Origin of the sequence: Microcoleus sp. Pol17C6, from assembly GCF_036701145.1 — a bacterium.
GTDB lineage: Bacteria > Cyanobacteriota > Cyanobacteriia > Cyanobacteriales > Microcoleaceae > Microcoleus.
On the sequence record NZ_JAUBQH010000017.1, the window covers coordinates 96131 to 107148 of the forward strand.

Here is an 11018-nt window from a genome sequence, read left to right on the forward strand (position 1 = left end):
CAAAAAAACCATAGTACCTTGTAAATACTATGGTTTTGTCCCATTGCCTGACAGTCAATAGTCCCACCGCCACTCCTTCAAAGTTTTCCCGTGGTCACACACCTTACCACTGATATCTTGCACAGAGTACGATCGCCCTTAATCAATCAATCAATTCCGCTTCTTCAAAAATCAGTCTAGTCGTCAACTCCAAACCAGGCAGCAACTCATCCAAAATTAGTGTATTATCCGTATAAACTTGACTCAAACCATCGGGGAAAAAGCTTCTAATTAAAATAGCCTCTGGATCTATAACCAAAACTCGCGGAACGCCCGCCGCCAAATAATCTTTCGCCTTCTCTTCAAATTCCTGCATCATTTGACCAGGAGAGATAATCTCAATCACCAGTTCAGGAATTTCGGGACAAGCTTCATTTCGCCGCCAACTTTTCGGCAGACGTTCATAAGAAATGTACGTTAAATCGGGAACAGGTACCCAATCTTTATCCTGACGTTTTAACAAAATTTCCCATTCTGGAAGCACTCGCCCGCGTCCTTTACACCATACACGAATCAGGCGACACAAAGCTCCCTGTAAACTGGAATGAAAAAATTTTGGAGACACTTTAGGAACTGCTTCACCATCTACAAACTCACAATATATATCTCCGTCGGGCAAAGCTAGAAATTCTGCTAAAGTGAGTTTGGTTCCTATGCCTACCATGACTCCCAGCCCTCTTGCTAATTAGTTGATATAAGTATTGTATAAAATTTTCCAAATTCCTTAGAAGTGCGATCGCCCTTCTCCCTTTATGCCAAAAGTGGAACAGGCGTCCCGCCTGTGAATTTCTGTGAATTTCTGCGCCTCAAAAATCAAAATCCCAATTCCCCAAAAACAATAGCGGGGCCGGCCATCCAGCCCGCCCCACATTCTCCAAAAGCCCGACGGAAAACCATTCACTTCAACCAGGCAGGATGAGCCATCAAAGCTGCAAAAGGCTGCACTCCCCGCAACTGATTCGACAGCGGCAAATGACCCCTAGGCGCGCTCAAATCCCAGATAAACTCTTGCGGATACCGCGTCCAATTATTGCCCTTCTTCCAGCCAATTAGCGGCCACAACTTATCCCAATTCTTCCCCGAACCGAGCCAAATTTCCCGCTGCACCGAAAAGCCAAATTTGCCTTCGGAATGAACTTTCCACAGCGTATTAATTGTTTGCAAATCCGTTACCGGCAAACTTTCAACTTGCGTAAAATACAGCCACTTTCTCTGCGGGGTAGTTCCCCCCGCCAATTCACAAAGCTTATCTAAAGTCAAGCGATCGGCTTCTTGAAATTCCTGTAACGCCAATAATTGTTGCAGCGGAGTGTAATCAATGTTAGAGTCCGATCGCAGCGGCACAAGCCCAGTCGGAAAATTCGCTTGCAAAAACTCCGTAGCTCTCGGAGAATTAGCACTGTAAAGAATTTGGTAAGCCTTACCCATTACCGCAGTCGGTGCATCTGACTTGCGCTCTAATAAAAATTCCATCAATACATCCCAACCGGAATCTGCTATTTGTTGTTGCAGCAGTTGCAGTTGAGCTTTTTCCGAACCCGACCTCAACTGAGAGCGGAGTTCGGCTGTATCGGCCGCCGAGTCTAGAGGAGAAGTAGAAATCGAGTCAGTCATGAGAAACTATCAGCTATCAGCTATCAGCTATCAGCGATTAGCTGAAGCCCTGGTTTTCCCCCATTGTACAATGGTACTGACTCCGATTCACTTCTCTGTACTCGGAGGCCTGCGCGCCACGCCGCCTGGTTTAGCCGATCGCCCCCACCCTCTTCGCCAATGGCAGCAATAGCAAAAAAGTCTACCATCTGAATTTTACGATCGATGCCATGTCAAAGAGTTTTTCTTGAACCTAGTCGTCCACGATGGAAACCCATGCAGAGAACGAAGGCGGAAAAAAGTTTATGTCATATTCCGAGTCTTCCCACTCTTTGACCCAAAGCGGCACGGCGCCGGGGCTAGGAGTTGCAGAAAAGGTGCGTTCTTTGACTTCGATCGAGTGAAATAGCTGTTTTAAAGTATCTCCCCGATCCAAAGCTTCGCTGAGGATGTCGTCCAAGTCAGGATCGACCCGTTTGACGCGGTTTTTGTCCTCCTCAAGCCACAGAAGTTTCAAAGACTTCAGATCCCTCGGACTGAGAATGCTCTTGTAATACACCCGCTTCAGAGTCGCTACGGGCTCCAATGAGCGTTCGATCCGGCGAATTTGCTGAACTCGCAGGTAGTGCCATTCCGCTAAACGCTTGCGTTCCGAAGGCGGGAGGGTTCCCTTTCCTGCTGCGTGTTTGTAGTCGTATTTAATCAAACTGCAAGCCATATTGGCTAGCAGGTGAATCAACTGTTTTTCTTTGGGTGTCGCCTGACGCCGTTCCTGGGTTCGTGTCAATACGCGCTGTCTGCGGGTAGTTTCGAGAGTATTTTCCATTGGGTTTTTACGATATCAAATACGATTGTGCCAGATCCAAATCCCGAACATCAGAAGGTAAGGAAGTTGATAGGCGGGGAAACTCCACCGACAGACTCGCCTTACCTATTTATTTTCCCATTCACTGTTCTCTGAAACTGACCCCCACCCCCGGGATTAGGTAGACTGATATTGGGATCGAGTTTTAACCGCCTCGATCAGAGGCGGTTGCGACAACAAATGCCACCACAACCACAACCACAACCGCACAAGAGCAAACCACACAAGAGCGCCAATTATTTCCTGCCTTTACCCGTTTTTACCTCTTCTTGGTCCCCATCCTCATTCGTTCCAGTGTAGTTAAAGTCGGGACGACTCTCCCAAGCCGTCAAACTACTGGCTGATGAATGTTGTGGGGCGATCGCTGAAGCGCTGGCGCTGCCTGCCTGGAAAAAGCCGAAGCCAGCCGAGGCAATTACCCCTAATACTAAGATGCTGTTTTTCATGTTCGATGACCCTGATTTCCGTAGATTGACACTTTTTGGCTAACCCGATCTATCAGAAATGGGTTGATGCAATAGCCCACTTGTCTTCTGATAAATCTGCCTGCCATAATCAATTCAGACAGGCACACCCGCTTGCGATCGGAAACGCCGGAAGTGACGTGTTACTAACGTCCACGATCATCCACCAACCAGATTTTTTTGGGTAGTGGAGCGAAAGCCATCAGGGCGTCGATCCATCAGGGAGTTAAGCCATCAGGGTGCTAATCCATCGGGTAGTTAAGCCATCAGGGCGCATCTTCTACAATTAGCCACAGCATTAACTTTTATAGTTGAGTAAGTGGTTAGCCTGGTACTGACAAAGCCTTTAAGAATTAAACTTTTTGTGGATGCATCCTGAAAAGTTTGTTCTTAGGAATCCCCGAACGCGAAAGCCCGGGGAAGGTCAGCAGCATGGAATTCCATGCAATCTAAGTCAACTAAAAAAACGCAGATTAACGATATCTCCCACTCAAGCAGTCCTCAGCAAAACGCTGGGGTTTTTTATTGGCAGCCATTCTTCAGCGTTTTTCTCTAGCATCCGGCAGGCGGATCTGAAGGCAGAAGGTTGACGGCGCTGTGGTTATGAGTTTCCCTGCCCACATCATACCATCGGGTGAAATTTAAAGTATTATTGTAAAAAAATGTGAAAAAAAGGGCGTTTTAGCGTTTTCAATCCGATCGAGTAAAAATTCATCTAATTATTTATGTGAACGAGTGTAAAAAATCAAGTGGCGGGGTAAAATTGGGCCGATCGTAGGATTGGCGGCGAACCCTTGCAAAGATACGGTAAAGATTGACAAGGAGAAAGCTGAGCTAGTAGACAATAGAGAAAGAGGAACAAAAATTTTCCACCATAGTAAGCTGGCAATAATTGCAATTTGTAACCTTTCGAGTAAACAGCATAGGGGCGCAGCATCTTGATGAATTCCCAGATGACAGCAGAAGTCAACTCAACGTACCAATATCAAGTCGGAGGATATTTGCCTGCCGCTGCGCCCACCTATGTCAGGCGATCGGCAGACAGCGAACTCTACGAAGGACTCAAAGCCGGAGACTTCTGCTACGTGTTGAGTTCGCCACAAATGGGAAAGTCCAGCCTGCTAGTGCAAACGGCCAAAAGGTTGCAAGCCGAAGGTACAGTTTTTGCCGCCATCAACTTGAGAAGCATCAGCAGCCCAGATATCTCCCCCCAAAAGTGGTATGCCGCAATCATCTACCGCATGGCAAGCAGTTTACACATCACAAACAGGTTTGATGCCATCAAGTGGTGGAACGATCGCGAACTGCTATCACCGATCCAGCGATTGGAGATATTTATCGAAAAAGTTTTGCTCAAGTCACTTCAGCAAAATCTGGTAATTTTCCTAGATGACATTGACAGCATCAGCAGCCTAAATTTCAGTACCAGCGATTTTTTTGCTTTGATCCGGGCTTGTTACTCCAATCGGGCAGAGCAACCGGAATACAATCGCCTGACTTTTGCTGTTATGGGAGTAGCAGCCCCCTCAGAATTGATCCGAGATCCAAGATGCAACCCTTTTAATATTGGACGCCAGATTCATTTAAGTCGATTCCAACTGCACGAAAGTTTACCACTAGCAAAAGGATTAGCGCTGAAAGCTTTTCGCCCCCAAAAAGTGCTCCAAGAAATATTAGCTTGGACGGGCGGCCAACCGTTTCTCACTCAAAAAGTTTGCCACTTGGTACTTGAATACGGGCCTTTTATCGGCAGAAATTCCGAAGCTAAGCAGGTTGAAAAACTGGTCAAACACAGAATTATTAAAAATTGGGAAGAAGAAGACCAACCCCAACATTTGATACCCATACGCGCTCGCATTTTCCATAGCCACTGCGACCTCACGCGGCTGTTAACGCTGTACCAGCAAGCTTTGCAACCGCCCCAGCCAACAAACATCGGGGAATCGCAGGGAGTACCAGCAGATTACTCGGCCGAAAAAATCGAATTGCAACTGTCAGGACTGGTTGTTAAATCTCACGGTAAATTAATAGTTTCCAACCTAATTTATCAGTCAGTTTTTAATCGATTCTGGGTAGAAAAGGAGCTGGGAAAATTGGCTCCGTACCGCTCCGCGCTAGCAGCATGGCTGGCTTCAGACCGCGAAGATGAATCGCTGTTATTGACAGGGGAAAGTTTGCAGTCAGCTTTGGATTGGGCTGCGGACAAACAATTGAGCCAAGAACACTATTGGTTCTTGAATCCCGATCGAACTTTGGGGGAAAAACCGACAGTGGTTGTCGCACAAGTTGCAGACAGCAGCGTAGACACAGATGCAGACACCAGCATCCTCACCCCGCCCTCAGAGAGTGTTCCAATTGGCAGCAACGAACAGAGATTGTACGATCACATCGTCTCCTGCGTGGAAACAGAATCCCCCGCACAGGTGATCGAGCGGTTCCGAAAGCTATTTATCGACGGCATGGGCTATCCCGATCGAGAGATTGAAGCAAGTTTGTATAGTATAGTCTCCGTCAAGCGATCGGATCAGGACTTTAAATATCTCCTCCACCGCTGCTGCTACATCCCGATCAACCGCTGGCAATTGCATTCCCAAAACCAATTCGCGATCGCCAAGTTGGTAGCTTTATTTAAGCAGAATTCTCCCCGATTCGGGATGGAATTTTACATAGTCAAGCGCTTGCAAGAACAAATAAATTTCTTTACTAAGAGTGAAGAATTCCAGACCATAGAGCGCTTAGTAAAAGCCTTAGATAGAGAGGCGGAACAGCAGAAAAAAGATACAGATTCTCCTTTGGGCGAATTGATTTGTCGGTATCCTTATTTGTACGGCCATTCTCTACTGAGCAAGGACAGCATTGAGGAAGACCAACAAACCATCAAACAACTGGCTTTTCAAAGACAGCGGCAATTTGAAACACATTTGTCTCAATATTTGAATTATATGGTTGAGCCGAGAAATACAGAAATAGGAATTGTGCAGCGGGCGCCTAATCCCACACTTTTGAACGATGCAGAACTGCACTTAGCGGTCAGGGAATTTGCGGGAAAAGTAGCAGGCGATCGCAGCTACAAAGAAGCGGCTCAATTTTTCCTGAGAGATGCCAGACAAACTCCATCTTACGCCTCATTTAAGGTGGATTTATATGAATATTTAATATCCTCGGTTGAACCAGAATACGGCGGGCGTCAATTTAATGACCGTTTGTACAAACAAATCAAAAATACATTGCGAGAAAATGACTCGGTGAAATTCAATAATTCATTGTTAGTTCGGACTTGCCACCAGTTGTTCAACTTCTTAGTAGTGGAAAATTCCCAACATCCCAGCCACTACGTTTTTTACGATTTGGTGTACAACCTCGGCGCCAGCAGGACCATGGGTTTACTGCTGAAACTTGTACTGCTTTCGGGCAAAGTCAAACCCGAGTTGGAAAAGCGATTTTCTATTTTGTTTAATCACTATGAAGGTAAAGCTTCTAATGAAATTATGTGGTTTGTCAAATCGTTGGAAAATTTCAATGTGGCTTTGGTTGTGAATTTTGGTAAGACGGATTTGTCTTTGGTTAAACAGCAGCTTATTTTGAATTGATATAAATTCCGGTTGCAGCGGAATTATTGTTGACTGTTGACTGTTGACTGTTGAGGGGCGGGTCGAAAAACTGAATGGTTGAGTGTTAACTGTTGACTCGATTTTATGATTCCGATGCAACCGGAAACGATATGACAAAAACAAAATTAATCGGGCTGCCTTATATAATAGTATTAACTCAAAAAAATTAAGGAAAAACAAATGAAAGCCTTAGAAGTCACAGGAACGATCGACGAAAAAGGTCAATTAATTCTCGATCGACCTTTAAAACTAGACACTCCGGGCCCCGTGCGAATTATCGTCCTCTTTCAAGAACCTACAGATGAAGCTGAATACGACCCCGACGATACTCCAGTTGAAGAAGTAAAAGCTAGTCTCAAAAGAGCGTTGCAGCAAGCTAAAACCGGACAAACCCGACCAATCTCTGAACTGTGGGAGAGAATCGATGCCGAATGAAGCCGAAGCAATCACGATCAGATTTGCGGATGACTTTGAAGCAAATTTGTATGCCCTCGCGAAAAGATATCGCAGTATCCGCAATGATGTCCAGCCCGTAATTGAACAACTACAGGCTGGCAATTTTCTTGGCGATCGCATTCCCGGAATGGGCGAAGATTATATCATCTTAAAAGTCCGGGTGAAAAACAGCAACATCCAAAAAGGAAAAAGTGCAGGATATCGCATGATTTATCAGATTGAATCGCCCGTCAGCGTACTTTTGTTAACCATTTACTCAAAATCGGATCGAACAGATATCAGTCTCAACGAAATCCGCAGCATCATCGCCGAGTTTGATGAAAGCCAATAGCGGTGTATTATTAACTCTATGATTAGCTATCTCAAAGGCACAGTCGCCGATATCGCCAAAGGCAGCAACCGCGTCATATTGACTCTGGAAGTCAATCAAATCGGCTATGAAATCCAAATTTTGCCCCGCGTGACCGGTCAATTGCCAGCATCCGGCGAAGTCGCCCAAATTTTTACCCACCAGCAAGTTAAGGAAGACCAAATCGTATTGTACGGTTTTGGCAGCGCGGCAGAACGCGATTTGTTTCGGCAGTTAACGAGTGTTAGCGGTGTCGGTGCTCAACTGGCGATCGCACTTCTGGATACTTTAGGATTACAAGATTTAGTCCAGGCCATCGTCGGCGGTAACACCCGCATCCTTGCCAAAACTCCGGGCGTGGGAACAAAAACCGCAGAACGTCTCGCCCTGGAGCTCAAAAGCAAACTCTCGGAATGGCGACAGCAAGCAGGTTTGACAACTTCAGTCGCCGCCGGAGTCCCCCCAGCTATTCAAGAAGAAGTCGAGATGATCCTGCTGGCGATGGGATACACTGCGGCTGAAGTCTTGCAAGCGCTGCAAACCCTTAGTCAAGACAGCACTTTATCCGCCAAAGGTAATGCCGATGATTGGATACGTGAGGCGATCGCCTATTTGAGCCGATAATCCCCTACAACATCCAAAAACCGGGAGTAAAAACCAAAATTCTGTCGGGCCAACAAACCCATCCCTGGCAAAAATTTTATCGTTATTATGCTTCCCCTGTGATAACATTGGAGATTGTGACAATCGTACAAAAAAAACTAAAATCAATTCATGGCTCTTACACAACAGCGCAAACAAGAAATCATGGGCGACTTCCAAACCCATGAAACCGATACCGGTTCAGCAGATGTCCAAGTCGCCATGCTGACCGATCGCATCACCAAACTCAGCGCCCACCTGAAAATCAACCAAAAAGACTTCGCCTCCCGCCGCGGTTTGATGATGATGATCAGCCGCCGCAAGCGCCTGCTAGCATACATCCAAAGGGAAAATGTCGAGCGCTACAAAGCATTGATTGCCCGTCTAGGCATTCGCGGCTAAACACCAAAGCCAAAATTTGCGACAATATTCTTTAATCTTGGGCAAACACCAAGACTTATTGAAAAATGTTCGAGATTTCAGGTTAGAGATAAAATATGTCCTCCGAACCACCCCGCAAGCGCTTGCCCTTTGAACCGGCAACGAATCGTAAAAAAACGCCTAAAAAGCCCCCAGAACCCCAAGCAAGTGTAGCCTTAGAGTCGGATTCTGCCGACAAGCAGCCGAAAGTTAACAAAACCGGAAAACAGGCGCAATCCATCCCAGAAGTAGTCAGTCAACGCATGATATCTCGCATAGCGGTATTCTGCGGCATACCTACCCTATTGGGAATTTGCACATTTTTTGTAAGCTATTTGGTAGTCAGCAAGGGCTTGTTTGATTTGCCCAACACAGCAGTATTGCTGGTAAGCATGGGCTGTTTTGGTCTAGGCGTTCTGGGATTAAGCTACGGAGTCCTCTCGGCTTCCTGGGATGAAGAAATTTCAGGAAGCACTCTGGGGTGGGAAGAATTTAATACCAATTTTGGACGGATGCGAGAAGCGTGGCGCGCCGCGAAGCCAAAAAGTTAGTCATTAGTCATTAGTCATTAGTCATTAGCTAAAAACTAAGCTGTTAACCATTAGCGAGTTTGTATTTGGGGAGGGAACAAGAACCAGCCCCACAACAATGCTAAAAATACTGATATAAATAGATTCTCGATCGCCATTGCATCTATTTTTCTCAGTGCATCAGAGTCATGATCCGTTTCTAGCCCAACTAAAAAGGCAAAAAAAATATGATTATTGTAATGAAAGCCGGCACTCCAGAAGCCGAGATCGATCGACTAGACGAAGACCTCCGCACTAACTGGGGTTTGATACCAGAAAAAATCGTCGGCCGTTACAAAGTTGTTATGGGTTTGGTAGGCGACACCGCCGAGCTCGAACCCATGCAACTGCGCGAATTGAGCACCTGGATTGAAGAAGTGCTGCGCGTGGAAAAACCCTACAAACGCGCTTCTCTGGAGTACCGCCAAGGAGAACCCAGCGAAGTAGCGGTTGCTACTCCTTTAGGAACTGTAATGATCGGCTTGCATCACCCGATCGCGATCGTAGCAGGCCCTTGTTCGGTCGAAAACGAAGAAATGATTGTCGAAACGGCAATGCGCGTCAAAGCTGCTGGAGCTCATTTTCTCCGTGGTGGCGCGTACAAACCGAGAACTTCCCCCTACGCTTTCCAAGGCCACGGCGAGAGTGCTTTGGGATTGCTAGCTGCGGCGCGGGAAGCTAGCGGTTTGGGAATTATCACCGAAGTTATGGATGCGGCCGATTTAAGTGCGATCGTGGAAGTAGCGGACGTGATCCAAGTCGGGGCGAGAAATATGCAGAATTTCTCACTGTTGAAGAAAGTCGGAGCTCAAGACAAACCTGTTTTGCTGAAGCGCGGCATCTCGGCCACCATTGAAGAATGGTTGATGGCTGCTGAGTATATCATGGCTTCTGGCAATCCGAACGTGATTTTGTGCGAGCGCGGAATTCGCGGGTATGACAGGCAATATACGCGCAATACCCTCGATTTGTCGGCGGTTCCAGTGTTGCGGACTCTGACTCACTTACCGATTATGGTTGACCCGAGTCACGGCACCGGTTGGGCGCAGTTTGTACCCTCGATGGCGTTTGCTTCGATCGCCTCTGGTACAGATTCGCTGATGATTGAAGTGCACCCGAATCCGAAAAAAGCTTTGTCTGACGGGCCGCAATCTTTAACACCGGATCAGTTCGACAAGTTGATGGAAGAATTGGCGGTGATTGGTAAAGTCATGGGACGTTGGCCGCAGCCCGTGCCAGTTTTGGCATAAAAGCAGGCGAAACGCCTAACGTAAAATGCGATCGCGGCAGGGCTGTTTCCTTCTCGGGTGCGATCGCCAAAAGTAAAAGCGATCGCGCTATCTGATAAGATTTTTAGCGATCGCTTAACAATCAATTTATATGCTGACTCTAATCCCCTTTTGGAAAAAAGTCAATTTACCACGGAAAAAAATTAGGAAAAAGACACCCATTATCGCTGATATTACTATTAGTTGTTTTGGGACTAATGTTCGGCTATTTTGGATATAAAGATCTAGAAACCTTTGCTAAGTATAACCAAAAACTGATCGTTAAAACTTTTCCTCTAACAATCGACCGAGTCCCATCTTATTCTTAGTAGCTAGACCAAAATTAATTACATAGTTTTTTCCAAATTATTTCAGGATTTTTTTCACATACAGCACTTCCCGCTGTTAAGAGGTACAGTAGCAACAATTAGCAAACCAATTTCTTAAATGTTGAGGATTGATTAAGTTGAGGGCAACTGCAATTATTTGATCGATCATGGATGTGGTAGTTGGAGCGAACATACGCAAAAAAGATTTTAGTTGCGACCACCAAAGCTCTATTGGGTTAAAATCGGGAGAGTATGGGGATAAACAAATAATACTCGCACCTACAGCTTCAATCATGGGCTTGATTGAAGCTAACTTATGGGCGGGTAAATTATCCATTGGAGTTTAGACTAAACGGTGCTTCACGCACCCAAGCCGCTCAATCATGTAAGACAGACAAATGAGCTGCGTTGAG

13 protein-coding genes are annotated in these 11018 nt (G+C 46.1%); 8 read left to right on the forward strand and 5 right to left on the reverse strand.

Features of this window, described 5'->3' with window-relative positions:
• Positions 1-142 precede the first annotated feature (142 nt).
• Positions 143-703, reverse strand: coding sequence for a Uma2 family endonuclease (locus QUA25_RS11285; RefSeq protein WP_333037634.1), 561 nt, complete (start codon positions 701-703; stop codon positions 143-145).
• Between the two features lie 233 nt (positions 704-936).
• The gene (locus tag QUA25_RS11290) at positions 937-1653 is read right to left on the reverse strand and encodes a GUN4 N-terminal ARM-like repeat domain-containing protein (RefSeq protein ID WP_333037636.1); all 717 of its coding nucleotides are present in this window, start codon (positions 1651-1653) and stop codon (positions 937-939) included.
• Between QUA25_RS11290 and QUA25_RS11295 the strand changes: the two genes are divergently transcribed.
• On the forward strand, positions 1652-1825 hold the full coding sequence (locus QUA25_RS11295) for a hypothetical protein (RefSeq protein WP_333037637.1): 174 nt from the start codon (positions 1652-1654) through the stop codon (positions 1823-1825). The genes QUA25_RS11290 and QUA25_RS11295 overlap by 2 nt on opposite strands.
• Positions 1826-1885: 60 nt before the next feature.
• Here QUA25_RS11295 and QUA25_RS11300 read toward each other — a convergent pair whose 3' ends face one another.
• Positions 1886-2458 carry a hypothetical protein gene (locus tag QUA25_RS11300; protein WP_333037640.1) on the reverse strand — a complete coding sequence of 191 codons (573 nt, stop codon included), beginning with the start codon at positions 2456-2458 and terminating at the stop codon, positions 1886-1888.
• Between the two features lie 275 nt (positions 2459-2733).
• A complete protein-coding gene (locus QUA25_RS11305) occupies positions 2734-2943 on the reverse strand; it encodes a hypothetical protein (protein ID WP_333037644.1) in 210 nt (69 codons plus the stop codon).
• A gap of 971 nt (positions 2944-3914) precedes the next feature.
• On the opposite strand from QUA25_RS11305, the gene QUA25_RS11310 reads away from it, so the two are divergent.
• The 7 genes from QUA25_RS11310 to aroF all read left to right on the forward strand — a co-directional run bounded on the left by QUA25_RS11310 (position 3915) and on the right by aroF (position 10258).
• A complete protein-coding gene (locus tag QUA25_RS11310) occupies positions 3915-6551 on the forward strand; it encodes an AAA-like domain-containing protein (RefSeq protein ID WP_333037647.1) in 2637 nt (878 codons plus the stop codon).
• 201 nt (positions 6552-6752) lie between these two features.
• On the forward strand, positions 6753-7007 hold the full coding sequence (locus QUA25_RS11315; protein WP_333037648.1) for a type II toxin-antitoxin system RelN family antitoxin: 255 nt from the start codon (positions 6753-6755) through the stop codon (positions 7005-7007).
• Positions 6997-7359: a type II toxin-antitoxin system RelE/ParE family toxin gene (locus QUA25_RS11320; RefSeq protein WP_333037650.1), complete on the forward strand. Its 363-nt coding sequence runs from the start codon at positions 6997-6999 to the stop codon at positions 7357-7359. The genes QUA25_RS11315 and QUA25_RS11320 overlap by 11 nt, the downstream gene beginning before the upstream one ends.
• Before the next feature lie 18 nt (positions 7360-7377).
• Positions 7378-8001: a Holliday junction branch migration protein RuvA gene (ruvA, locus tag QUA25_RS11325; RefSeq protein WP_015174486.1), complete on the forward strand. Its 624-nt coding sequence runs from the start codon at positions 7378-7380 to the stop codon at positions 7999-8001.
• 150 nt (positions 8002-8151) lie between these two features.
• Positions 8152-8421, forward strand: a complete 270-nt coding sequence (gene rpsO / locus QUA25_RS11330) for a 30S ribosomal protein S15 (RefSeq protein ID WP_333037652.1) — start codon at positions 8152-8154, stop codon at positions 8419-8421.
• 95 nt (positions 8422-8516) lie between these two features.
• Entirely contained in the window at positions 8517-8990 is a 474-nt protein-coding gene (locus QUA25_RS11335) for a PAM68 family protein (RefSeq protein ID WP_333037655.1), read from the forward strand.
• 206 nt (positions 8991-9196) lie between these two features.
• The gene (aroF, locus tag QUA25_RS11340; protein WP_333037658.1) at positions 9197-10258 is read left to right on the forward strand and encodes a 3-deoxy-7-phosphoheptulonate synthase; all 1062 of its coding nucleotides are present in this window, start codon (positions 9197-9199) and stop codon (positions 10256-10258) included.
• Between the two features lie 423 nt (positions 10259-10681).
• Here the strand turns inward: aroF and QUA25_RS29460 are convergent, their stop codons facing one another.
• Complete coding sequence (locus QUA25_RS29460) at positions 10682-10942, reverse strand: transposase (RefSeq protein ID WP_333206449.1); 261 nt, start codon at positions 10940-10942, stop codon at positions 10682-10684.
• Between the last annotated feature and the right edge of the window lie 76 nt (positions 10943-11018).